At 70.3% G+C, this 22,859-nt stretch carries 22 protein-coding genes; 15 read left to right on the forward strand and 7 right to left on the reverse strand.

The window, feature by feature from the left end; all coding sequences use genetic code 11:
• Positions 1-98 precede the first annotated feature (98 nt).
• The 6 genes from V5F49_RS03370 (at position 99) to V5F49_RS03395 (ending at position 3,987) form a co-directional block, all read left to right on the forward strand.
• A complete protein-coding gene (locus tag V5F49_RS03370) occupies positions 99-320 on the forward strand; it encodes a zf-HC2 domain-containing protein (protein WP_509210740.1) in 222 nt (73 codons plus the stop codon).
• A 486-nt stretch (positions 321-806) separates the two neighbouring features.
• On the forward strand, positions 807-1,331 hold the full coding sequence (locus tag V5F49_RS03375) for a YHS domain-containing (seleno)protein (RefSeq protein ID WP_394114588.1): 525 nt from the start codon (positions 807-809) through the stop codon (positions 1,329-1,331).
• An 84-nt stretch (positions 1,332-1,415) separates the two neighbouring features.
• Entirely contained in the window at positions 1,416-1,718 is a 303-nt protein-coding gene (locus V5F49_RS03380) for a BufA1 family periplasmic bufferin-type metallophore (protein ID WP_394114587.1), read from the forward strand.
• A 107-nt stretch (positions 1,719-1,825) separates the two neighbouring features.
• Complete coding sequence (gene bufB / locus V5F49_RS03385) at positions 1,826-2,719, forward strand: MNIO family bufferin maturase (protein ID WP_394114586.1); 894 nt, start codon at positions 1,826-1,828, stop codon at positions 2,717-2,719.
• Positions 2,706-3,470, forward strand: a complete 765-nt coding sequence (locus V5F49_RS03390) for an HvfC/BufC family peptide modification chaperone (RefSeq protein ID WP_394114585.1) — start codon at positions 2,706-2,708, stop codon at positions 3,468-3,470. The genes bufB and V5F49_RS03390 overlap by 14 nt, the downstream gene beginning before the upstream one ends.
• A gap of 25 nt (positions 3,471-3,495) precedes the next feature.
• Positions 3,496-3,987, forward strand: coding sequence for a DoxX family protein (locus V5F49_RS03395; protein ID WP_394114584.1), 492 nt, complete (start codon positions 3,496-3,498; stop codon positions 3,985-3,987).
• Positions 3,988-4,015: 28 nt separating this feature from the next.
• On the opposite strand, the gene V5F49_RS03400 is transcribed toward V5F49_RS03395, so the two are convergent.
• From V5F49_RS03400 to mmsB (V5F49_RS03420), 5 genes are all read right to left on the reverse strand, one after another.
• On the reverse strand, positions 4,016-4,999 hold the full coding sequence (locus V5F49_RS03400; protein ID WP_394114583.1) for a quinone oxidoreductase family protein: 984 nt from the start codon (positions 4,997-4,999) through the stop codon (positions 4,016-4,018).
• 56 nt (positions 5,000-5,055) lie between these two features.
• Entirely contained in the window at positions 5,056-5,943 is an 888-nt protein-coding gene (gene mmsB / locus V5F49_RS03405; protein ID WP_394114582.1) for a 3-hydroxyisobutyrate dehydrogenase, read from the reverse strand.
• Positions 5,944-6,133: 190 nt separating this feature from the next.
• A complete protein-coding gene (locus V5F49_RS03410; RefSeq protein WP_394114893.1) occupies positions 6,134-7,345 on the reverse strand; it encodes an ABC transporter substrate-binding protein in 1,212 nt (403 codons plus the stop codon).
• A gap of 153 nt (positions 7,346-7,498) precedes the next feature.
• On the reverse strand, positions 7,499-8,998 hold the full coding sequence (gene mmsA / locus V5F49_RS03415; protein ID WP_394114581.1) for a CoA-acylating methylmalonate-semialdehyde dehydrogenase: 1,500 nt from the start codon (positions 8,996-8,998) through the stop codon (positions 7,499-7,501).
• A 30-nt stretch (positions 8,999-9,028) separates the two neighbouring features.
• Positions 9,029-9,922 (reverse strand): 3-hydroxyisobutyrate dehydrogenase, encoded by an 894-nt coding sequence (gene mmsB, locus V5F49_RS03420; RefSeq protein ID WP_394114580.1) that lies wholly within the window; start codon positions 9,920-9,922, stop codon positions 9,029-9,031.
• A 185-nt stretch (positions 9,923-10,107) separates the two neighbouring features.
• On the opposite strand from mmsB (V5F49_RS03420), the gene V5F49_RS03425 reads away from it, so the two are divergent.
• A complete protein-coding gene (locus V5F49_RS03425; RefSeq protein WP_394114579.1) occupies positions 10,108-10,995 on the forward strand; it encodes a LysR family transcriptional regulator in 888 nt (295 codons plus the stop codon).
• A gap of 100 nt (positions 10,996-11,095) precedes the next feature.
• Here V5F49_RS03425 and V5F49_RS03430 read toward each other — a convergent pair whose 3' ends face one another.
• The gene (locus tag V5F49_RS03430) at positions 11,096-12,205 is read right to left on the reverse strand and encodes a linear amide C-N hydrolase (protein ID WP_394114578.1); all 1,110 of its coding nucleotides are present in this window, start codon (positions 12,203-12,205) and stop codon (positions 11,096-11,098) included.
• Positions 12,206-12,431: 226 nt separating this feature from the next.
• Here V5F49_RS03430 and V5F49_RS03435 point away from each other — a divergent pair, with 226 nt between their 5' ends.
• From V5F49_RS03435 to V5F49_RS03455, 5 genes are all read left to right on the forward strand, one after another.
• Positions 12,432-12,779, forward strand: a complete 348-nt coding sequence (locus tag V5F49_RS03435; protein ID WP_394114577.1) for a YtcA family lipoprotein — start codon at positions 12,432-12,434, stop codon at positions 12,777-12,779.
• 3 nt (positions 12,780-12,782) lie between these two features.
• Complete coding sequence (gene mdtN, locus V5F49_RS03440; RefSeq protein WP_394114576.1) at positions 12,783-13,832, forward strand: multidrug transporter subunit MdtN; 1,050 nt, start codon at positions 12,783-12,785, stop codon at positions 13,830-13,832.
• Positions 13,816-15,756 carry an FUSC family protein gene (locus tag V5F49_RS03445; RefSeq protein WP_394114575.1) on the forward strand — a complete coding sequence of 647 codons (1,941 nt, stop codon included), beginning with the start codon at positions 13,816-13,818 and terminating at the stop codon, positions 15,754-15,756. Before mdtN ends, V5F49_RS03445 begins: the two co-directional genes overlap by 17 nt.
• A 4-nt stretch (positions 15,757-15,760) precedes the next feature.
• Complete coding sequence (locus V5F49_RS03450) at positions 15,761-17,356, forward strand: TolC family protein (RefSeq protein ID WP_394114574.1); 1,596 nt, start codon at positions 15,761-15,763, stop codon at positions 17,354-17,356.
• Between the two features lie 94 nt (positions 17,357-17,450).
• Positions 17,451-18,110 (forward strand): MarC family protein, encoded by a 660-nt coding sequence (locus V5F49_RS03455; protein ID WP_394114573.1) that lies wholly within the window; start codon positions 17,451-17,453, stop codon positions 18,108-18,110.
• 11 nt (positions 18,111-18,121) lie between these two features.
• Here the strand turns inward: V5F49_RS03455 and V5F49_RS03460 are convergent, their stop codons facing one another.
• A complete protein-coding gene (locus V5F49_RS03460) occupies positions 18,122-18,820 on the reverse strand; it encodes an aspartate/glutamate racemase family protein (RefSeq protein WP_394114572.1) in 699 nt (232 codons plus the stop codon).
• A 265-nt stretch (positions 18,821-19,085) separates the two neighbouring features.
• Here V5F49_RS03460 and V5F49_RS03465 point away from each other — a divergent pair, with 265 nt between their 5' ends.
• From V5F49_RS03465 to V5F49_RS03475, 3 genes are all read left to right on the forward strand, one after another.
• Positions 19,086-20,765 carry an ABC transporter substrate-binding protein gene (locus V5F49_RS03465; RefSeq protein ID WP_394114571.1) on the forward strand — a complete coding sequence of 560 codons (1,680 nt, stop codon included), beginning with the start codon at positions 19,086-19,088 and terminating at the stop codon, positions 20,763-20,765.
• 237 nt (positions 20,766-21,002) lie between these two features.
• Positions 21,003-21,947 carry an ABC transporter permease gene (locus V5F49_RS03470; protein WP_394114570.1) on the forward strand — a complete coding sequence of 315 codons (945 nt, stop codon included), beginning with the start codon at positions 21,003-21,005 and terminating at the stop codon, positions 21,945-21,947.
• Between the two features lie 4 nt (positions 21,948-21,951).
• Positions 21,952-22,839, forward strand: a complete 888-nt coding sequence (locus V5F49_RS03475) for an ABC transporter permease (protein ID WP_394114569.1) — start codon at positions 21,952-21,954, stop codon at positions 22,837-22,839.
• Positions 22,840-22,859: the final 20 nt, after the last annotated feature.

Consider the following 22,859-nt stretch of genomic DNA (forward strand, 5'->3'; position numbering starts at 1 on the left):
ATGAAACGCGAGACTGAGGAGCAGCCTCACCTCGTCCGGGTCGCCTGTCGACCGCATCGCGGAGCCTTGTCGTGCTGACGTGTCGCGAAGTGACCGAAATGGCAAATGCCCATCTCGACCAGGACCTGAGCTGGCCGGCGCGGGCGCAATTCCGTCTGCACCTGGTGATGTGCCGGAACTGCCGCCGCTACACAGACCAGCTCGCGAAGACGGTGACGCTGCTCCGCCAGGCCGCGCCGGAGGCACCCGACCGCGCCACCGAGGACGCCCTCGCCGAGCTGTTCCGCCGCTCCGGCCCGCCCCGCGACCAGACACCCTGAGACCCGGCGCGCCGCCCGCGCATTCCTGAACGCAGCCCCCGGCCGGACGACCCCGATGCCGGCGCCGGCGTACGCCGGCAGACGGGCGTGACCGCGCCATGCGCGCGGGCCCGCGGCGGTGGCGCGGTGGTCATCGGCCATGTCGTTCGCGACGCCCAGCGCCCCACCCAGGGGGCGGCGACCGCCGCGTGCATGCGCGCAGCCGCATGCGGCGGCACGACGACCGCAGCCCGCCATCGCACGCGCCCTGCCGCATGAGCGGCCGCAATGGCCCACGTCGGCAAAAATCAGCTAAACCATTGAACAATTTCCGCAAAATCGCGCCTGCCCCGACATTTCCCCGGCACAGCGCGATCACAGCGCCGCGAGCGGCGTAACGGCGGCGGGGTCCGGCACGACTATCCCCACATGCAGCCCGATCGGCACGGCGTCGTCAGCGCCGGATCGAGGACCGGGCCGCAGCTTCAGATGCGAGGATCGATCCACGTGACCACCACCCATCCCCGTCGCAGGGCCTTCTTCCAGCTCGCCGCCGCGGCGGCCATCGTCACCGCCGGAGCCCTTGGCGGCGCCAGCCTCTCCCATGCGGGGGAGCATGCCGGCGCTGGCGTCGAGCTCAACGCGGGCCACGGCGGCCTGATGCTGAGGGGCTACGATCCGGTCGCCTATTTCACCGACGCCAAGCCGGTGAAGGGATCGGAGCACATCACCGCCGAATACGAGGGCGGGCACTATTACTTCGCCTCCAAGGAGCACAAGGAAGCCTTCCTCAAGGATCCCGCCAAGTACGCGCCGGCCTTCGGCGGCTTCTGTGCCATGGGCACGGTGTTCGACAAGAAGCTCGATGGCGACCCGATGCAGTGGAAGGTGGTGGACGGGCGCCTGTATCTCAACGTCAACGCCGACGTCGCCAAGCGCTGGAACCAGGACGTGCCCGGCAACATCGTCAAGGCCAATGTCGAGTGGCCGAAGATCAAGGACGTTCCGGCCGAAGAGCTGAACGCGAAGTGAGCGAGGCCGGCCGGATGCGTCCGGCCGGCCTTCGGCTTCACACCCATCAGCCTGCCCTCACCCATGAAACCCAGGAGACACGTCATGTCGGGTCCTACGCTGTCCAACGTCACCTCGCTCGCCGGAGCGCTCGCCACCGCGGTGCTGCTGCTCGCGCAGCCGGCAGCGGCGCAGGATGCGGCCAAGGAGAAGTGCTTCGGCGTCGCCCTGAAGGGCGACAACGACTGCGCCGCCGGCCCGGGCACCACCTGCGCCGGCACCTCCAAGGTCGATTATCAGGGCAATGCCTGGAAGCTGGTGCCCAAGGGCACCTGCGAGACCATGAAGCTGCCCGGTGACCGCGCCGGCTCGCTCGCGGCGCTCACCCGCGACGTCCCGCGGACCTGATCTTCCGCCCCGGCCGGAGCGTTCGCGCTCCGGTCGCCGCCGCCCCGCGCGCCTGCCCCTCGCGCGGGGCGGCGGCCCCTCCCCGAATTCCACCGCAGGATGCGACCATGGCCGACGCGCCCATCTCCGCCGCCATCCCGCCGCGCGCCGGCGTCGGTCTCAAGCCGCAGCACTACCGCGACATTCTCGGCACGGCGCCCGATGTGGGATTCTTCGAGATCCATGCGGAGAACTACATGGGCGACGGTGGCCCGCCGCTGCGCTACCTCGACGCCATCCGCGCGCGCTACCCGGTCTCGCTGCACGGGGTCGGCCTCTCCATCGGCGCCGCCGCGCCGCTCGACAGGGACCATCTGGCCCGCCTGAAGCGGCTGATCGCGCGATGCGAGCCCGGCCTGTTCTCCGAGCACCTGGCCTGGTCCACCCACGATGCGGGCTTCCTCAACGATCTTCTCCCGCTGCCCTACACGCCGGAAGCGCTGGACCGCATCTGCGATCACGTGGACGAGGTTCAGGCAACGCTCGGCCGCCGGATGCTGCTGGAGAACCCCTCCACCTACGTGGTCTTCGCCGAGAGCACGATTCCCGAGGTGGAGTTCCTGGCCGCCGTCGCCGCACGCACCGGCTGCGGGCTGCTGCTGGACGTGGCCAATGTGGCCGTGACCGCCACCAACCAGGGCACCGATCCCCTGGCCTATCTGGCTGACTTCCCGATGGACCATGTGGGCGAGATCCACCTCGCCGGTTCCGCCGAGGCGGTCGACGCCGCCGGCGCGCGGCTGCTGATCGATGCCCACGGCTCTCCCGTCGCCCCATCGGTCTGGGAGCTGTACGCCCGCGTGATCGAGCGGATCGGCGCCGTGCCGACGCTCATCGAATGGGACAACGACGTGCCCGGCTGGCCCGTGCTGATGGACGAGGCGCGGCGGGCCGACGCGATCCTGAAGGGGCCGGCGCCGGCCGCCCTTGCGCCTGCGGGAGGGCGGCATGTCCCTGCGTGAGGCGCAGGCCGCCTTCGCCGCGGCCCTGCTGAACCCGGACACGCCGGTTCCGCCGGGCATCGGCGGCCCTGGCGGACGGGCCGACGCGCGCCGCTTCGCGGTCTATCGCAACAATGTCATGGTCGGGCTCGTGGACGCCCTCGCCGCGCGCTTTCCCGTCTGCGCGCAGCTCGTGGGCGAGGAATTCTTCCGGGCCATGGCCCGTGTCCATGCGGCGGCAACCAAGCCGCGCTCGCCGCTGCTGATGGCCTATGGCGACGACTTCCCCGACTTTATCGCCGCGTTCCCGCCCGCCGCCGGGCTGCCCTACCTTGCCGATGTGGCGCGCCTGGAAGTCGCCTATGGGGCGGCCTATCACGCCGCCGAGGCGGCTCCCGTCACCACCGCCGCACTCGGCCCGCTCTCGCCGGATCGCCTCTCCGCGTTGCGGCTGTCGCTCCATCCGTCGGCACGGCTCATCCGTTCCGCCTATCCGGTCGCCAGCATCTGGCTGGCGCATCAGGGAGGGGACGCAGTGGAGGGGCCCGCGGAATGGGTGGGCGAGGACGTGCTGGTGGTGCGGCCGGATGCCGACGTGCTGGTCCATCGCCTTCCCGAGGGCGGCTTCGCCTTCCTCGATGAATTGCGCGGCGGCCGCACCGTGGGCGAGGCCGCCGGGGCCGCATGCCGCGATGGGGTCGGCTTCGACCTGGGCGGCGCCCTCGTCGGCCTGTTCGCCATGGGCGCGGTCGTCGCCGCCTCACCCTCCTGAAACGTCAAGAGACCACGGGTTTTCCATGCTCCATGCCCTGCGTTCCGTCCTGATGCCTGCCGAGGCCGTGCTCGGACGGTTCCCCTCCTCCCTCACCCAGCTCGCCCTGCGCGTTGCGCTCGCGGTCCCGTTCTTCCGATCGGGGCTGACCAAATGGGAGGGGCTGCAGCTCTCCGGCAGCGCCGTCTATCTCTTCACCGACGAGTTCCGGCTGCATCTGTTCGGCGCGGAAGTCGCCTATCCCCTGCCGCACCTCATGGCGTTTCTCGCCGGCGTGGGCGAGATCGCGCTGCCCATCCTCCTCGTGATCGGTCTCGGCACCCGGTTCGCGGCCCTCGGGCTGCTGGGGATGACCGCCATCATCCAGCTGACCATTCCCGACGGCTGGGCCAACTTCCATCTGCCGTGGGCAGCCATGGCGCTCGCGGTGATGACCTACGGGGCCGGACGCCTCTCCCTCGACCATCTCCTCGCCATGCCGGCAGACGGCGGCCTGCCCTCCGCAAGGCGCATGTGAGGGGGCATTGTCCCGAGGCCGGCACGGCTCAGGGGATCAGCACCGTCGCCCCGGTCGTGGCGCGGGCTTCCATCGTCTCATGGACGGCCCGCACCTCGTCGAGGGCGGCGGTCAGGCCGATGGCCGGGGCGATCAGCCCGCGCGCGAGCGCGTCGAAGACGCCCTGCGTCAGCGCGGCGATATCCGCGGGCGTCTTCGTGAAGGTCGCGAGCGTCGGCTTGGCAAGCAGAACCGACCCCTTCGCGGCGAGGACGCCCACGTCGAGCGGTGGCACCGGCCCGCTCGCCTGGCCGAAGTTGACCATCAGGCCGACCGGCCTGAGGCAATCCAGCGACCGGTCGAACGTGTCCCGGCCGATGGAGTCGAACACGGCGTCCACGCCCGCACCGCCGGTGAAGGCGCGCGCGGCGGCGGCGAAGTCCTCCTTCCGGTAGTTCACGACGAGGGCGCATCCCGCCTCGCGCGCCACCTCCATCTTGGCGTCCGACCCGACGGTCCCGATCACCGTGACGCCGAGGCGGCTCGCCCACTGGCACAGCAGCTGGCCCACACCACCGGCGGCGGCATGCACGAGGATGGTGGCGCCGGCCCGCGCCGGCCAGATGCGATCGAGCAGGTAGAAGGCCGTCGCCCCCTTCACCAGCGCCGCCGCGGCGAGCCGGTCGTCCACCGCATCGGGGATGGGCACCAGACGCCAGGCCGGAACCAGACGCCGCTCGGCATAGGCACCGAGCAGGTTCCAGTAGGCGACGCGCTGGCCCGGCACGAGGTCCGCCACATCGGCGCCAACCGCCTCCACCACGCCGGCCGCCTCGACGCCGAGGGTGGCGGGCCGCGGAATGGCATATTGGCCGGACGTGCTGGCGCGGTGATAGATGTCGATGAGATTGACGCCGATGGCGGTGTGGCGGACCAGCGCCTCGCCCGGCCCGGGCGCAGGCACATCGACGGTCTCGATGGAAAGGACCTCCGGCCCGCCCGCCGCGTGAACACGAACCGCTCTGGACTTCATCGCGCATCTCCATGCTCGCCCGCACACGGGGCGCAGATACAGGCGGGCCGGCCGGGTCAGCGGCCGGAGATCATCTTGAAGACGTAGCTGAAGTCGCGGTCGCCATGCCCGTTGGCCACCAGCATCTGGTAGACGGCGGCGGCCGCTCCGGCGAGCGGGGTCGCGGCCGAGGCGTTGGCGGCGGCCTGCTGGGACAGGCGCATGTCCTTCAGCATCATGTGGCCGGTGAAGCCCGGCGCGTAGTCGCGGTTGGCCGGCGAGCTCGGCAGCGGGCCCGGCACCGGGCAGTAGTGCTCCAGCGCCCAGCAGTTGCCGGACGAGCCGACCATCACGTCGTAGACCGTCTTCATGTCCAGCCCGAGCTGGCCGGCGAGGGTGAAGACTTCGGAAATGGCGACCATGCTGATGCCGGTCATCATGTTGTTGCAGATCTTCAGCGCCTGGCCGGCGCCGATTTCCCCCACGTGGAAGAAACGATGGCCCATGGCCTCGAGCACCGGAACGGCGCGCGCATAGCCCTCCGCCGTGCCGCCCACCATGAAGGTCAGGCGCCCGGCCTCGGCCGCGGGCACGGCACCGGAGACCGGCGCGTCCACCATGGTGAAGCCGGCCGCCCCTGCGGCGGTGCTGACCGCCCGCGCGCTCTCCACGTCGATGGTCGAGCTGTCGATGAGGAGCGCGCCGCCGGGCGCATGCTCCAGCACGCCGCCGGGGCCTTCATAGACCTCGCGCACGTGCCGTCCCGTCGGCAGCATCGTCATCACGCATGCGGCGGAGGCGACGGCATCCTGCAACGTATCGGCAGCGCGCCCGCCCATCTCGGCGAGGGCATGCCGCTTCTCCGCGGACTGGTCGAAGCCGGACACGCTGTGGCCCGCCTTGATGAGATGTCGGCACATGGGCGCACCCATGTTGCCAAGACCGATGAACGCGATGCTGGTCACGGCTGCGGCTCCCCCTGTTCGGGCATGACGTGTGTTCGGGCGACGGTTGCTCGGGCATGATCTGGACGTCGGGTGCGCGCATCCGCACGCTCCCGCATCCGCGAGCTTTGATTGGAATGGCTGGCCCCTGCCGGCCGGCGCCCGGTCAGGCGGGCACCGGCCTTGCTTTGGTGACGGGACCCGGCGCGGGCTACTTGCCCTGGCTCGCCGCTTCCTTCACCAGCGGGCAGCGCGAGGCCGAGAGGGGCGCGGCGGTGTCGGCATCCGGGATCTTGCCGAGCACCTTGAAGTAGTCCCACTCGCCCTTGGATTCGGCCGGGGTCTTCACCTCCACGAGGTACATGTCGGTCACCATGCGGCCGTCCGGGCGGATCTTTCCGTTCGGGGCGTAGGCATCGTGGACCGGCATCTCGCGCATCTTGGCCGCGACCTTGCGACCGTCGTCGGTGCCGGCGGCGGCGATCGCCTGCAGATAGTGCAGCACGGCCGAATAGGTCGCCGCCTGCACCACGCCCGGCATCCGCTTCGTGCGCTCCTGGAAGCGCTTGGAGAAGGCGCGGGTCTCGGCGTCGTGGTCCCAGTAGAAGGGCGTGGTGACGATGAGGCCCTGCGCCGCCTTCAGGCCGAGGGCGTGGACATCGCTGATCACCACCGCGAGACCGGCCAGCTTCTGCCCGCCCGCCGCGATGCCGAACTCGCCGGCCTGCTTGATGGCGTTGATGGTGTCCGTGCCGCCATTGGCGAGCGCGATGATCTGCGCCTTCGAGGACTGCGCGCGCAGCAGGAACGAGGAGAAATCGTTGGCGCCGAGCGGGTGCTTCACCTGGCCGACGACCTTGCCGCCCTTGGCCGTCACCACCCGGTCGAGCTCCGCCGTCATGGCCGCGCCGAAGGCGTAGTCGGCGGCGAGGATGAACCAGTCCTTCTCGCCGCGGTCGAGCAGCGCGGAGGCGGTGCCGACCGACTGGGAATACGTGTCCCACCCCCAGTGGAAGCCGGTGGGCGAGCAGGATTCGTTGGTCAGGGCCGTGGTCAGCGGGCCGGTCATCAGCGTGACCTTGCCGAGCTCGCGGCCCATGTTGTTCACCGCGATGGCGACCGCCGAGTTGGTCAGGTCGGCGATGGCGTCGACACCCTCCAGCTCGAACCACTGCTTGGCGGTGGCGGAGGCCACGTCCACCTTGCTCTGGTGGTCGGCCGAGACGATCTCGACCTTGATGTTCTTGTTCCTGGCGGTGAAGTCGTCCGCCGCCATGCGCGCGGCCTCGACGGAGGTGCGGCCGCCGAAATCGGCATAGACGCCGGACTGGTCGTTCAGGACCCCGATCTTGACCACGCCGCCGGAAATATCCGCGGCCTGGCACAAGGATACGGACGCGACCAGCGCGGCGAGGGAAGTCATCAGCTTCACGGCGTTCCTCCTGCTTTGATTATTGTGTTTTCCGGGCCCGGTGGTGTCCGGGCTCCGTCCCTGCGGGGCGGGAGGCGTGACCCACCCGCCCCGGAATTTCCACGCGGTCCGGATGACCGCCGCCGGGCGTGCCCGGCCTCTCCCTCAGCCGTTGCTCGGGAAGGACATGGAGACGGCATGCTCCTCGCGCGCGTCAGGCTCGGGCCAGCGCTGGGAGATGGTCTTCATCTTGGTGTAGAAGCGCGCGGCATCCGGCCCGAACATGTGGGCGTCGCCGAACTTGGAGCGGCGCAGGCCACCGAAATTGTGGTAGCCGACCGGCACCGGCACCGGCACGTTGACGCCCTGCATGCCGGCCTCGACTTCCGTGTAGAAGCGCTGGGCCGCGCGGCCGTTGCGGGTGAAGATCACCGCGCCGTTGCCGTATTCGTGGGCGTTCACCACGTCGATCGCCTCGTCGAGCGAGGTGACGCGCATCATGCCGCGCACGGGGCCGAAGACCTCTTCCTTCCACATCTGCATGTCGGTGGTGACATTGTCGACCAACGACGCGCCCACATAGAAGCCCTTGTCGGCGGGACCGGCGCCGCGACCGTCCACCACCAGCTCGGCGCCCTCCTCGACGGCGCGGGCGATGGCGGCCTCGACCGTCGCCTTGGCGGCCGCGGTCACCAGCGGCCCGAAGTCCGCGCTCTTGTCGTCATAGGAACCGACGCGCAGCTTCTCCACCATCGGCACGATGAGCGCGCGCAGGCGGTCGGCGGTCTCGTCGCCCACCGCGACCAGCAGCGAGATGGCCATGCAGCGCTGGCTCGCGGAGCCGTAGCCGGCGCTGATGAAGGCGGCGGCGGCGGCCTCCAGGTCGGCGTCGGGCATGACCACCATGTGGTTCTTGCCGCCGGTGTAGGCCGCCACGCGCTTATTGTGGGAGCAGCCCTTCTGGTAGATGTACTCGCCGACGCGCGTGGACCCCACGAAGCTGATGGCGGCGATGGAGGGGTGCTCCAGGATGGCGTCCACCACCTCGGCGTCGCCGTTGACCACGTTCCACACGCCGTCCGGCAGGCCCGCCTGCTTCCACAGGTCGCTGACGAACGCGGTCGCGCCGGGGACGCGCTCGGAGGGCTTCACCACCACCGCGTTGCCCACCGCCACCGCCATGGCGCCCATCATGATGGGCACCATGACGGGGAAGTTGAACGGCGCGATGCACCCCACCACGCCCACCGGCTGGCGGATCGAGAAGGTATCGATGCCGCCGCCGACGTTGAGCGAATATTCGCCCTTGGTCACCTGCGCGGCGTTGGTGGCGAACTCCAGCGCCTCCACCGCGCGGCCGATCTCGCCCTTGGCGTCGTCGATGGTCTTGCCGTGCTCGAGGCCGGTGATCTGCGCGAGCGCCTCGATGTTGGCGATCACCAGCTCGCGCATCTTGAAGATGACCTGCAGGCGCTTCGCCTGCGATTGGCCCGCCCAGGCGCGGCCGGCCGCCGCGGCGATCTTCGCCACCGCGTCCACGGTGCCGCGATCGGCGTAGTTGCAGCGGTAGATCTCCTCGCCGGTGGAGGGATTGAACACCGGGCCGGAGCGGGTGCCGGAGCCGCGGCTGAAGGTGCCGCCGATGTAATGGTCGATGCCGTACACGGGAATACTCCTTGGATGGGGGATTTCAGTTCAGGCCGGGCGCGTGAAGAGCGTCTGGATGCAGGAAAAATCCAGCGCCGGGGCGCCGTCCTCGCGGGACCGGATGGCGTAGAGGCTCTGCGCCAGCGCCCCCATGGGCACGGCCGCGCCGCTCGCCCGGGCGTTGTCGAGCGCGAGCCCGAGGTCCTTCAGCATCAGCGCGAGCTGGAACCCCGCCACATAGCCCTTGCTGGAGGGCGATTCCGGCAGCACCTGGGGCCAGGGATGCCAGCGCTCCAGGAAGAAGTTGCCGCCGGAGCTCTTCTGCATGATGGCGGTCAGCACCGCCGGATCGAGGCCGTTGCGCGCGCCGAGCTCCATCACCTCGGCGGTCGCGGCCATGGTGACGGCGGCGAGCATGTTGTTGCAGATCTTGGCCGCCTGCCCCGCGCCGCTGCCGCCGGCATGGAAGACGAAGCGCCCCATCTGCTCCAGCACCGGCCGCGCCCGCGCCAGCACCTCGTCGCGGCCGCCGACCATGAAGGCCAGCGTGCCCTCGGCCGCCTTCTGCACGCCGCCCGAAACCGGGGCATCCAGCATGGCGAAGCCCGCGCGCTCCGCCGCCGCGGCCACCTCGCGGGCGGTCTCCGGCGCGATGGTCGAGCAATCCACCAGCAGCGGGCGGGCCTGAAGGCGTTCGAGCAGCCCCTCCGGCCCCAGATAGAGCCCGGAAACCGCGCGGCTGTTGGGCACCATGGTGATGACCATGTCGGCGCCCTCGGCCGCAGCGAGCGGGCTCGGCGCGACCTGCGCGCCGAGGGCTTCGAGACGCTGCAAGGCATCTGGCGAAAGATCGAAGGCGGCGACGGCGTGGCCGGCGCGCACAAGGTTGGCCGCCATCGGAAAACCCATGTTTCCGATGCCGATGAAGGCAATCCTGGACATCACTTGCTCCCTCGGACCGTCCGTTTTCAGCTTCTGCGTGGCAGCAGCCTGAGCGTCTTGCGGGCAGTGCCGCCGCGCTCCGTGGATCGGTTCCGCAGGGAAATTGGTATCACGCGGGCCGCGCGCTTGAAGTGCCCCTGAGCGTAAGGCTAGTGTGCAAAATTGCACATCCTCGGGGCGCGCGCATGGAATGGGACGATCTCCGGTTCTTTCTGGAGCTGGCGCGCACGCGCACGCTGACCGAGGCCGCGCGCCGCCTGGACGTGAAGCACACCACCGTCTCCCGCCGCATCCAGCGGCTGGAGCTGGCGGTCGGCGCCCCGCTGTTCACGCGCACCCACGAGGGGCATGAGCTGACCACGCGGGGCCGCAACCTGCTGGTGGAAGCGCAGGCCATCGAGGACCTGTTCCTCAGCATGGACGAGGAGCAGACCGCACCGGCCCAGCAGGTCACGGGCATCGTCCGGCTCGGCTGCACCGAGGGCTACGGCGCCGGCGTGCTGCCGGCCGACCTTGCGGCGCTGCGCGGCGAGCATCCCAACCTGCGGGTCGACCTGATCGTGCAGCCCCGTCCCATCCTGCTGGCGCGGAACGAGGCGGACATCGTCATCACCATCGACCGGCCGGAGCGCGGTCCCTATCTCATCACCAAGCTTTACGACTACACGCTGCGCCTCTATGCGGCGCCGTCCTACCTCGCGACGCGCGCCCCCATCCGGCGGCTGGCGGACCTGAAGGACCACCACCTCGTCAGCTATATCGAGGAGAGCGGCCCGGCCAAGGGCCTGCCGGTGATCTGGGATCTGGTGCAGTCGAGCACGCCGGGCATCCGCAGCACGAGCATCTTCTCGCAGATGGCCATCGTCGCCTCGGGCGGGGGCATCGCCATCCTGCCGTCCTACCTCGCGGGCGACAATCCCGCACTGGTGCCGGTGCTCGGCAGCGAGGTGAGCTTCCAGCGGACCTACTGGATGATGATGCCGACCGAGCTCAAGCGCATCGCCCGCGTTCAGGCGGTGTGGCAATTCCTGAAGCGGACGACGCGGGAGCACAGCCAGCGCCTGATGGTCTAGCGCGTGGCGCCATCCCGGCCGGCCGTGTCGGGCCCGCGGCGTCGCGGGCCTGCATCTCGGGTTCGGCGGGCGGTCCCGAAATCCGGGTCCGCCCCTCAGGTCACTGACCGCCCTTGAGCGCCGCGGTGGCGTCGGCGGGCGCGCCGGCCAGCCGGTGCAGCGGGATCACCTTGGGCGCATCGACGCCCGCAAGCGCGCCGAGATCGAAGCGGGTGAAGTTCATTCCGGCATAGTCGCGCACGAAGAACAGCCGGCGATCAAGGTCCGACAGGCTGGTCCAGGTGGTGAACTCGGTGGCGTAGGGCTTCGCCCCGTCCTCCTTGAGGCCGGCCACTTCCATGTGCCCGCCCCCGTCGCCGGGGTAGTCGATGGAGATGCCGCGCGGGCGGTCGAAATTGTTCATCACATGGGCCAGCGCGCAAACCGCCTTGTCCGGCGTATCGGCCTTCTCGGCGAACTGGGCATAGTAGACGGCGCGCACGAAACGGCCCACGGACGTGCTCGAGGAGGGCAGGCCCTCGGTGGCGATGCCCGAATCCGGCTGGCGTGCCGCATAGCCGCCGAAGGTGGCGCTGGCGCGGTCGACGTTGCTGAGGAACGTGTAGTTGTCGAGATTGGTCAGGTGCCAGTCGAACCGCGGCCCGTTGGTCATGACGCGCACGGGGTTGTCGTAGAGCTGCATCTCGCCCTTGTGGAACTCGATGACGAGCGAGGCGCCGGCGGCATCGTTGACGACGTAATGGAACGGCGCGACCGCCCCCTGCAGGATGGCCAGCGCCTCCAGGAACACCGGCTGGGCCGCGAGCGCCGCCTTCACCTGCGCCACCGAGGCGAAGCATCCCAGCACCCAGCTGCCGAGATCGGAGACGGCGAGCACCGCGCGCGTCATCTCCGCCGACTGCGCCCGCCCGGCGGCGGAGGGATAGGACAGCATGCTGAAGGTGACGCCCGCATCGTTCAGGCCCTCGATCACCTTCAGGTCGGAAATGCCGATCGGCGCCGCCGGCGTCGGCACCCGGGCGGGCATGGTGACGGCCAGGAAGGAATGGGCCAGCTTGTAGGCGAGCGCGGGATGGCCCGACACCTCGGAGCTCACCGCAAAGCCGATGGGGAAAAAGGCGACCTCGTAGGGCAGATCGACGGTCAGCTCCAGCGTGCGGCCGAGATAGTCGTGTCCCGAAGCGTCACTGTAGACGAGCGCTGTGCACATGCCTGCATTCCCCTGACCGTGAAGCCGCGCGGGCTCCCAATGCCCTGCTTGGTCGCACACTTTGGCGCGGGCGGAAAGTCCGTGTACCCCAGCGTTAGCGCACTGACCGGGTTTGATTTCCGGTTAACCGCTTGTTAGGACTTCCGCGTGGGAAGGAAGCATCGGGACACCGCACCGAGGCCGCATCCGCCCCGAAGGCCCGTTCGTCGGCGGAGGTTCCTCCCGCGTGTCCCATCCATTGATCCGCGACCGGCGCCGGCGCCCTTCCTGCCCTCCGGCGATTGAGCGGCGGCAGGCGGACAACCGCGCGGCCGAGCGCCTCGCCGCGGTGGGCCTTCTGGCCGTCAGCCTCGGCGGCTGCGTTCCCGGAGGGGCACCCTCGATTCCGTTCTTCGGCGCGTTCTTTCCGGCCTGGCTGCTGTGCGCCTTCATCGGCATCGTGGGCGCGGTGCTCGTGCGGGTGGCGCTGATCCGGCTCGGCATCGACGACCTGCTGCCGGCGCGCCTGCCCGTCTACGTCTGCATCGCGGCGGGAATCGGCTTTCTCGTCTCCATCGTCAGCTTCGGACGCTAGCCGGTGGAGGAGGCAGCCAAGGCTCATCCCCGACGCGCCCTCGGCATCGGCATCAGCCTCGCGGCGGTGGCGATGGCGGTGCTGTTCGGCTGGCGCTATGCACGGAACGCCGAGCTCAATCCCCTGTCGCAGGATGCGGTCATCACCGCCGACACGGTGAATGTGGCCGCCGCCGTGCCCGGGCGCATCGCCGTCATCGAGGCGAAGGACAATGGCAGCGTGCGCAAGGGCGCCCTCCTGTTCGCGCTCGATGCCACCTCCTACCGGCTCCAGGCGGAGCAGGCGGCGGCGGACCTGCGCATCGCCGAGGCGGCGCTGGCCGACCGCGGGCGGGCGGTCTTGGCCGCGCGCTCCAACGCGGTGATCGCGCAGGAGCAGGTGGCCCGCGCCCGCTCCAATCTCGACCTCGCCAGCCAGACCCTCGCGCGGCTGGAGGCGCTGCGGCCCAAGGGCTATGTGAGCGCCCAGCAGGTGGACGACGCGGCCACCGCCAAGCGCGATGCCGAAATCTCCCTCAAGCAGGCGCTGCACCAGCAGGCGGCCGCGGATGCGCTGGTGAGCGACACGGCGGCGGCCGCCGCCCTGGTCGATGCCCGCCGGGCCGCCCTTGCCCTCGCGCAGCGGGCGCTGGCGGACACCGAGGTCCACGCCCCGTTCGACGGCAAGGTGGTGGGCCTCACCGTCTCGCAGGGAGAGTTCGTGATCACCGGCCAGTCGGTCTTCACCCTCATCAACACCGGGGCGTGGTTCGTCTCCGCCGCCTTCCTCGAGACCGAGCTGCCGCAGATCGCCATCGGCGACTGCGCCACCGTCTATGCCCTAGCCGACCGCGCCCTGCCCATCCGCGGGCGGGTGGAAGGGGTGGGATGGGGCGTCGCCTCCGAAGAGCTCATCAAGCTGCCGCGTGCGATGCCCATCGTGCCGAAGTCGCTGGACTGGGTGCGGGTGGCCCAGCGCTTCCCGGTGCGCATCCGCCTGATCGACCCGCCCGACAGCCTCATGCGCATCGGCGCCTCCGCCACCGCCACGGTGCACCATGGCAGCCGCTGCTGACCGGCCGTGGCCGGCCATGGCCCGGCAGGTCTGGCGCGACCTCCAGCCGTTTCCCGGCCGCTCCGGAATGACGTGGCGCGTCGCGCTGCTGTGCGCGCTCGTGGCGGCCGTGGCGATGGTCTACAAGGTGCCGGAAGCCGCCATCGGCTGCTATCTCGTCATCTTCCTCGCCCGTCCGAACGGGGCGGAATGCGTAGGTCAGGCCATCGGCCTCATCCTGCTCGCGAGCGTGGTGGTGCTGGCCATGGCGCCGCTGATCTCGGCAACGGCGGACAGCCCGCTGCTGCGCCTGTCCATCCTCGCCCTCATCTCGTTCGTCTTCGTGTTTCTCGGCGCGGCCTCCCAGCTCGGCGAGATCGGCTCCATCATCGCCCTGGTCATCGTCTTCGTGCTGACGCTGGTGGACCGGCTGCCGGCCGGGGAGATCGCCACGCGCGGCCTGCTCTACGCATGGCAGATGGCGTGCATGCCGATGGCGCTGATGATCGTCTTCAACCTCGTGCTCGGCACCTCGCCGCACCGGCTCCTGCGCGGCACGGTGGTGGACCGGCTGGAGGCGGCGGAGGAGGCGCTGGCGCTGGAGCCGGACGCGGCAGCGCGGCGGCTCGAAGGGCCCCTCGGGGAGGGCATCGACGCGGCCGGGCAGCAGGTGATGCTGGCGCGCCTGTTCCACACCGCCCCGGCGGCCGAGGTGACGTGGCTCGCCGGCGCGACACGCACCAGCTACCAGCTGCTGCTGGCGGTCGCGGCCTTGCCCGGACCGGCCGCCGCGGCGGCGCGAGCGACGCTTGCGGAGCGGTGCCGCCAAGCGGCGGACGCGGTCCGCGCCGGACGGCGCCCCCAGCCGGCGCCCGACGGCAGCGGCGCCGGGAGCGTTCCATCGGGCGGCACTGCCTCGGCCGGCGTCCCGTCCGCCGGTGTCCCCAACAGCTCGCCCGAGGAAGCGGTGACGGCTGCCCTCGCGGGCCTTTCCCGGCCGGACGGGGGCAGCAGCGCCGCGGCGCCGAAGCCGCCGTTCCTCGCCGCCGATGCCTTCACCAACCCGGACTACCAGCGCTATGCCCTGAAGACGACTGCCGCGGCCGTCATCTGCTACCTGACCTATTCCCTGATCGGATGGCAGGGCATCCACACCGCCATGATCACCTGCTATGTGGCGGCGCTGGCGACCACCGCGGAAACGGTGCACAAGCTGGCCCTGCGCATCATCGGCTGCCTCATCGGAGCGGCGCTGGGCTTCCTCTCCATCCTGTTCGTCATTCCCCATCTGGAATCGGTGGGCGGGCTGATGGTGCTTGTCTTCTGCGGCATCCTGCCCGCCGCCTGGATCTCCTCAGGCAACGAGCGCATCTCCTATGCCGGGGTGCAGGTGGGGCTCGCCTTCCTGCTCACCATCCTCAACGGCTTCGCGCCGAGCCTCGACATGGCCGCCGGGCGTGACCGCATCGTCGGCATCCTGCTCGGCAATCTCGTCGTCTATCTGGTCTTCACCGGCATCTGGCCGAAGAGCGCCGCGCTGGATATCCAGGCCCGCCTGTCCCGCGTGCTCGCCGCCTTGGCGCAGCTTGCGGCGCGTGAGCCGGCGGCGCGGGTGCAGGCGGTGGAGGAGGCCTCCCTCGTGGAGACCGAGGCTGAGCAAGCCCGGCAGCGCCTGCTGCTGCTGCCGTTCGAGCCGGCATCCGAGCGCCCCTCCCCCGGCCGCGTCCGCCGTCTCGCCGCGCTGATCGAGGAGGCCCGCGCCGCGCTTCCGGCCCTGCTTTACTCGCCCGGGCGGTCGCCGGAGCTCGCGGCGCGGCTCGAGCGCGCAGCCGACGAGATCGCCGGGCGCGGCGCCGCGACGGACACCGCTCTTCCCGGCGGAGAGGATGCGGCGGGCGCGCTTTCGGCGCGCGTGCGCCGCATCGAGCGGCTGGCGGCGGGGTGAGGCGATGGCGCTGAAGCCCCCTTCCCCGCGCACCTTCCCGCGCGCACGTTACAACCGCCGTTGGCCCGGCGTGCTGGCCGCGCTGGCGGCCGCCTGCCTGCTCCTGCCCGCCTGCGCGCTCAACGCGCTCGACAGCGCGCCGGCCGATCCCTCCCAGCCCTGGACCCCGGCCGAGCCGGCCTCCGCACGCACGGCGGAAGCCGCGCCCCCGCCTGCCGGCGCCACCATGGGCGCAGCGCCGGTGCGCGATTTCGGCGTGTCGGCCGAGCCTGCCGTGGGAGTGCTGAAGCCGACGCCGGACATCGCGCCGAACCGGGCCTACGGCCTTGCCGAGCTGATCGATCTGGCACAGACGCAGAACCCCTCGACCCGCCTCGCCTGGCAGCAGGCGCGGCAGGCGGCGCTCGCGGCGGGGATGGTCGAGGCCACCTACGTGCCGCTCATCACCGCCAACGTGATCGGTGGCTACCAGAAGTTCACCAACCCGCTCCCCGTCACCATCGGCAACGTCAACCAGGTGCAGAGCAACATCTCCGGCCTCTCGCCGCAGGTGGCGCTGCAATGGCTGGTGTTCGACTTCGGCCAGCGCAGCGCCCTGCACGAGACGGCACGGCAGAATTCCAGCGCCGCCAACGTGCTGTTCAACGGCGTGCACCAGAAGATCATCTACGACGTCTCGCGCGCCTACTTCCTCTACGGTGCCGCCCGCAGCCGCGTGGACATCGCCGCCCAGACCCTCGCCAACAGCCGCGACATCCTCGATGCGGCCGAAGCGCGGCTGAAGAACGGGATCGGCAACACGGTGGAGGTGGCGCAGGCCCGCCAGCAGGTGGCGCAGTCCCGCTTCGCCCTGGTGCAGGCCGAGGGCGGCGAGCGGGATGCCTATCAGGCGCTGCTCGGCGCGGTGGGCGTGAGCCCCGTCACCGCGATGAAGGTGAAGCCCGCGACCGGCCGCAGCCTGCCGGAGAACATCGGCACGCCCACCGAGAAGATGATCGAGGCCGCGCTCGCCCGCAGGCCAGACGTCCTGGCCTCCTTCTCCGCCATGAAGGCGAGCCAGTCGGGGATCGCCGCCGCGCAGGCGGAGTTCATGCCGAAGGTCTATCTCAGCGCGGTGGCGGCCGGCGGCAACACCTCCCTGTCGGCGTCCGGCCTGCCGAACATCGGCCAGATCTCGTCCGCTTCCGGCGTCATGGTGGGGGCGAGCGTGCCCATCTTCGACGGCGGGCTGCGCGCCGCGCAGGTGCAGAACGCCGAATCCCTCGCGGCCGCCACCGAGGCGACCTTCGAGAAGGTGCGGGACACCGCCGCGCGCGAGATCGTCGCGAGCGCCAACACCCTGCGCTCGGCGCTGGCGTCCTACCGGGCGGCCAGCGCGCTCGCCGACGCCGCGGCCGTGACCTACGACGCGGCGCTCTCGGCCTACAAGGCCGGCGTCGGCAACATCTCGGTGGCGACCGCCGCGGACAGCGGCCTGCTCGTCGCCCGCCAGGCGCGGGCGGATGCGCATGCCGCTTCGCTGGCGGCGGCGGCAAACCTTGCCTTCGTCCTCGGCGCCATGACATCGCGCGAGGTGCCGACCGGGCTCATCGCTCGGTGACGCGGCCGCCCCATGCGGCCGCATTGAGCCGGCCGGCGCCCTGCACTAGGGTCGCCCGGCCATTTGGATCGTCCGCCGCACGGGGGCTCGCGACGTGAACTTCGCCCATATCGACCTCACGCTTTCCGCCAAGCTGTTCGCGGCGCTGTTCGCCATCATGAACCCGCTGACGATCATCCCGGTCTTCCTGAGCCTGACCGCCGACCGCTCTCCGGCGGAGCGGCGCAGCACCATGCTGGTGCTGAACGCGACGGTGGCGCTGGGCTGCCTGATCTGCGCGCTCGGGGGCCGCCTCGTGCTGGGGGTGTTCGGCATCGACGTCACCCACTTCCAGCTGGCGGGCGGGCTCATCGTGCTCCTGCTCGCCCTGTCCATGCTCAGCGGCGAGGAGCACAGCGCCCATTCCGGCACGCAGGAGGAGAAGAAGACCTTCAGCTCCGCCTCCAGCCTCGGCGTCTACCCGCTCGGCATCCCGCTCTCCATCGGGCCGGGCACGATGACGACCATCATCATCTTCTCGCAGTCCAGCGGGTCGGCCGGCGGCGCGGCGGGCTTCTATCTGGCGCTCGTGGGCTATGTGATCTTCTTCGGCATCTGCATGGCGGCCGCGCCGGCGCTCTCCACCATCCTGTCGCCGACGGCGCTCAGCATCTCCAAGCGCCTGATGGGCATCGTGCTGGCGGCCATCGCCATGGAGATGATCACCGCGGCGCTCGGGCACCTGTTCCCCGCGTGGGTCGCCCACGCGGGCTGAGGCATCGGGCGTCAGGCGGCGGAGGGGCGGGCCCGGCGGACAAGCCGCGCCAGGGCGAGCGCCTGCTCGAAGCCCGAGTGAAGGGAATCGACGATGGGCACCGGGCACGCGGCCTGCAGCTGGGTGCCATACCCGGCGAGCGCCGCCCCGCCGACGATGACCACGTCCGGGGCCTGGGTGGCCAGCACCTGCGCGATCACATCGCCCACGATCCGCCCGCCCGCCGCCCGGTCGGAGGCGACGGAGAGCGCGTCGCCCGGCACCACGCCGAAGCCGGCGAAGCGCGCGTCGAGGGCGGTGCGTCGCATCAGGTCGCGCAGCATTCCCGGCCACGCCGCGCCGACCGTGACGATGGAGAAGCGCTCCCCCAGCTGCAGCGCCGTCAGGATGGCGGCCTCGGCCATGCCGGCGACGGGAAAGGCGTTCTCGGCGCGCAGGGCGTCGATGCCGGGCTCCCCGAAGCAGGCGTAGAAGCAGGCGTCGAAAGGCGCGCGGCCGGCCGCCGCCTCGCCCGCGACCTGCGTGCGCACCGCCTCGAGCGCGGCATGGCCGGCGATGGCGACGGCCGGGCGGGTCGAAACATACGGCATGCCGAAAGCCGCCGTCGCGCCAACGATATGCACATTCTCTAGGCAGAACGGACCGAGCGCCGCGACCATGCGATCGGTCACTTCGACCGTGGTATTGCCGTTCAGAACAAGGATCTTCAAGGTGCGCCGCCCTATCCGCAATCATCCGTCGGCCGCAAGGGAAGCACGGCGGGCGGGCTGCGCCAAGCCGCGCATGCACGCGGCTCAGGCGAAGCTGTAGCTGCTCACATAATGGGCAAAATGCCGGACACGCAGACGATTTGACGACGAAACTTCGTTTTCATTCCGCTTCGTCACGTCGTCCGATCCAGCGGCGCACAGGGCTGGCACGGGGGTTGCTAACTCCGGGGCGGAACGCACCGCGCATCCCGCCGCAAAGGATTCCATGATGCCCGTGACTGAACAGCGGACCCGCTCCGCGCGCCGCCGGACGACGTTCGCCGCCCTGCTTCTGGCCACCGCCGGGGCCTTCGCCCCGCTCGGCGCGCACGCGGAAACCACCCTGCGCATCGGCATGACCGCGGCGGACATCCCGCGCACGCTGGGCCAGCCGGACCAGGGCTTCGAGGGCAACCGCTTCACCGGCCTCACCATGTATGACGCGCTGGTGCTGTGGGACCTGTCCTCCGCCACCAAGCCGAGCGTGCTCATCCCCGGCCTCGCCACCGAGTGGAAGGTGGATGACGCGGACAAGACCAAGTGGGTGTTCAAGCTGCGCCCGGGCGTCACCTTCCATGACGGCTCGCCGTTCAACGCCGATGCCGTTGTGTGGAACGTCGACAAGGTGCTGAACAAGGAAGCACCGCAGTTCGATGCCAGCCAGGTCGGCGTCACCGCCTCGCGCATGCCCACCCTCGCCTCGGCGAAGAAGATCGACGACCTCACGGTGGAACTGACCACCAAGGAGCCGGACTCGTTCCTGCCCTACAACCTCACCAACCTGTTCATGGCCAGCCCGACCCAGTGGCAGAAGTTCTATGACGCGGCCGACGGCGCGGATGCCAAGGCCAAGGCGGCCGCCGCCTGGACCGCGTTCGCGAAGAACGCCTCCGGCACCGGCCCGTGGAAGATGACCGGCTTCGTCCCGCGCGAGCGGCTGGAGCTGGCGAAGAACGACGCCTACTGGGACAAGGCCCGCGTGCCCAAGGTGGACAAGATGGTCCTCCTGCCCATGCCCGAGGCCAACGCCCGCACCGCCGCCCTCCTCGCCGGCCAGGTGGACTGGATCGAGGCCCCCGCGCCCGACGCCATCCCGCAGCTGAAGTCCCGCGGCTTCAAGATCGAGAGCAACGAGCAGCCGCATGTGTGGCCGTGGCAGTTCTCCCGCATCGAAGGCTCACCGTGGAACGACATCCGCGTGCGCAAGGCGGCGAACCTGTGCATCGACCGCGAGGGCATGAAGGACGGCCTGCTCGGCGGCCTCATGGCCCCCGCCACCGGCACCGTGGAGCCCGGCCACCCGTGGCGCGGCAACCCCACCTTCCAGATCAAGTATGATGTGAAGGAGGGCCAGAAGCTGATGAAGGAGGCCGGCTTCGGCCCCGACAAGAAGCTGAAGGTGAAGACCCAGACCTCCGCCTCCGGCTCCGGCCAGATGCTGCCCCTGCCCATGAACGAATACCTGCAGCAGGCGCTGGCGGAGTGCTATTTCGACGTCCAGCTGGACGTGATCGAGTGGAACACGCTGTTCACCAACTGGCGCAAGGGCGCGAAGGACCCGTCCGCCAACGGCTCCAACGCGGTGAACATCACCTATGCCGCCATGGACCCGTTCTTCGCCATGGTGCGCTTCCTCCAGTCGGGCATGGCGCCGCCGGTCTCCAACAACTGGGGCTACATCAACAACCCCAAGTTCGACGAGCTGGTGAAGAAGGCCCGCACCTCGTTCGATCCCGCCGCGCGCGATGCGGCGCTGGCCGAGCTGCACGCCGCCTCGGTGGACGACGCCGCCTTCCTCTATGTGGCGCACGACGTGGGCCCCCGCGCGCTCAGCCCGAAGATCAAGGGCTTCGTGCAGCCCAAGAGCTGGTTCGTGGACTTCTCGCCGGTGTCCATCAGCCAGTGACGCCACTGCCTTCTCCCCGTGCGGGGAGAAGGTGGATCTCGCGCAGGCCGCGCGCCGGATGAGGGGGCCGAGCCGCCGGAAAGCGCGCCGGCGGCAAGGCATTCCCCTCGCCCCCGGCTCCTCTCCCGCGCGGCGGGAGGGGCGCAGGCGGGCCGGCCCTCCCGGAGGGCGGACCGGAACCAGCAGCGCGCGGAGCCCTTCCGCCCCGCGCTTCTTCGGCAACCACAAGGTGGCCCCGTGCTCGTCTATATCCTGCGGCGCATCGTCTATGTGATCCCCATCGTGCTGTCCGTGGCGCTGGTGTGCTTCCTGCTCGTCCACGTCACGCCCGGCGATCCGCTGGTGGCGGTGCTGCCGCCCGATGCCTCGGCGGAGCTCGCGGCCCAGATGCGTGCCGCCTACGGCTTCGACCGGCCCCTGCCGGTGCAGTTCGGCATCTGGGTATGGAACGCGCTGCACGGCAATCTCGGCACCTCCATCGCCACCGGCCGCCCGGTGCTGGGCGAGGTGACGGCGGCGGTGGGCAACACCTTCATCCTCGCCGTCAGCGCCTCGATCATCGGCTTCGCGCTCGGCATCTTCTTCGGCCTCATCGCCGGCTACTTCCGCAATACCTGGGTGGACAAGCTCGCCACGGGCGTAGCCGTGGCCGGCGTATCCGTGCCGCACTACTGGCTCGGCATGGTGCTGGTCATCATCTTCTCGGTCTGGCTCAACTGGCTGCCCGCCGTCGGCATGGGCCCGGGCGGCTGGTCGTGGAACTGGGAGCACATGCGCTTCCTCATCCTGCCCGCCGTCACCATGTCGGTGATCCCCATGGGCATCGTCACCCGCACCGTGCGCGCGCTGACCGGCGACATCCTCTCGCAGGATTTCGTCGAGGCGCTGCGCTCCAAGGGGCTGAAGGAAACCCAGGTGTTCCGCCACGTGGTGAAGAATGCCGCGCCCACCGCCGTGGCGGTGATGGGCCTGCAGCTCGGCTACCTGCTCGGCGGCTCGATCCTGATCGAGACCGTGTTCTCCTGGCCCGGCACCGGCTTCCTGCTCAACTCGGCGATCTTCCAGCGCGACCTGCCGCTGCTGCAGGGCACGATCCTGGTGCTGGCGCTGTTCTTCGTCTTCCTCAACCTCGTGGTGGACATCGCCCAGGCGGCGATCGACCCGCGCATCAAGAGGGCCTGAGGCCATGAGCGCCACCACGGATGCCGCCAGCGCCGCAGCGCCGGTCCAGAAATCCCGCGGCTACTGGGGAACGGTCGCCCGCCGCCTCTCGCGCGACAAGGTGAGCATGGCCTGCGCCGCCATCCTCATCCTGATCGTGCTGGCGGCGATCTTCGCGCCCTTCCTCGGCCTCGCCGATCCCTACCAGGGCTCTATGATCCGCCGGCTGCGCCCCATCGGCACGCCGGGCTATCCGCTCGGCACCGACGAGCTGGGGCGCGACATGCTTGCCCGCCTCGTCTACGGCGGCCGGCTCTCGCTGCTCATCGGCATCCTGCCGGTGGTGCTCGCCTTCGGCATCGGCACCATGCTGGGCGTGGTGGCGGGCTATTTCGGCGGCAAGGTCAACACCGCCATCATGCGCACGGTGGACGTGTTCTACGCCTTCCCCTCGGTGCTGCTGGCCATCGCCATCTCCGGCGTGCTCGGCGCGGGCATCGTCAATTCCATCGTCTCGCTCACCGTGGTGTTCGTGCCGCAGATCACCCGCGTGGCGGAAAGCGTGACCACCTCCGTGCGCTCGCTGGACTTCGTGGATGCGGCGCGGGCCTCGGGCGCCTCGGCCGTCACCATCATGCGCGTGCACATGCTGGGCAACGTGCTGGGGCCGATCTTCGTCTACGCGACGGGGCTCATCTCGGTGTCGATGATCCTCGCCGCGGGCCTGTCCTTCCTCGGCCTCGGCACGCGGCCGCCCGAGCCGGAATGGGGCCTGATGCTGAACACGCTGCGCACCGCCATCTATGTCAATCCGGGCGTGGCGGCGCTGCCGGGCGTGATGATCTTCGCCGTTTCCATCTGCTTCAACATGCTCAGCGACGGGCTGCGCAGCGCCATGGACATCCGCAATTGAGCCTCCTCGACACCACTCCC

Source organism: Xanthobacter lutulentifluminis, from assembly GCF_043194675.2.
Classification (GTDB): Bacteria; Pseudomonadota; Alphaproteobacteria; order Rhizobiales; family Xanthobacteraceae; genus Xanthobacter.

Coding starts and splice junctions, on each gene's coding strand:
- V5F49_RS03380 (WP_394114587.1), top strand. CDS start 1,416: ATGTCGGGTCCTACGCTGTCCAACGTCACCTCGCTCGCCGGAGCGCTC.
- V5F49_RS03430 (WP_394114578.1), bottom strand. CDS start 12,205: ATGTGCACAGCGCTCGTCTACAGTGACGCTTCGGGACACGACTATCTC.
- bufB (WP_394114586.1), top strand. CDS start 1,826: ATGGCCGACGCGCCCATCTCCGCCGCCATCCCGCCGCGCGCCGGCGTC.
- V5F49_RS03390 (WP_394114585.1), top strand. CDS start 2,706: ATGTCCCTGCGTGAGGCGCAGGCCGCCTTCGCCGCGGCCCTGCTGAAC.
- V5F49_RS03465 (WP_394114571.1), top strand. CDS start 19,086: ATGATGCCCGTGACTGAACAGCGGACCCGCTCCGCGCGCCGCCGGACG.
- V5F49_RS03450 (WP_394114574.1), top strand. CDS start 15,761: ATGGCGCTGAAGCCCCCTTCCCCGCGCACCTTCCCGCGCGCACGTTAC.
- V5F49_RS03410 (WP_394114893.1), bottom strand. CDS start 7,345: ATGACTTCCCTCGCCGCGCTGGTCGCGTCCGTATCCTTGTGCCAGGCC.
- V5F49_RS03400 (WP_394114583.1), bottom strand. CDS start 4,999: ATGAAGTCCAGAGCGGTTCGTGTTCACGCGGCGGGCGGGCCGGAGGTC.
- V5F49_RS03395 (WP_394114584.1), top strand. CDS start 3,496: ATGCTCCATGCCCTGCGTTCCGTCCTGATGCCTGCCGAGGCCGTGCTC.
- mmsB (WP_394114580.1), bottom strand. CDS start 9,922: ATGTCCAGGATTGCCTTCATCGGCATCGGAAACATGGGTTTTCCGATG.
- V5F49_RS03475 (WP_394114569.1), top strand. CDS start 21,952: ATGAGCGCCACCACGGATGCCGCCAGCGCCGCAGCGCCGGTCCAGAAA.
- V5F49_RS03445 (WP_394114575.1), top strand. CDS start 13,816: ATGGCAGCCGCTGCTGACCGGCCGTGGCCGGCCATGGCCCGGCAGGTC.
- V5F49_RS03370 (WP_509210740.1), top strand. CDS start 99: ATGGCAAATGCCCATCTCGACCAGGACCTGAGCTGGCCGGCGCGGGCG.
- V5F49_RS03425 (WP_394114579.1), top strand. CDS start 10,108: ATGGAATGGGACGATCTCCGGTTCTTTCTGGAGCTGGCGCGCACGCGC.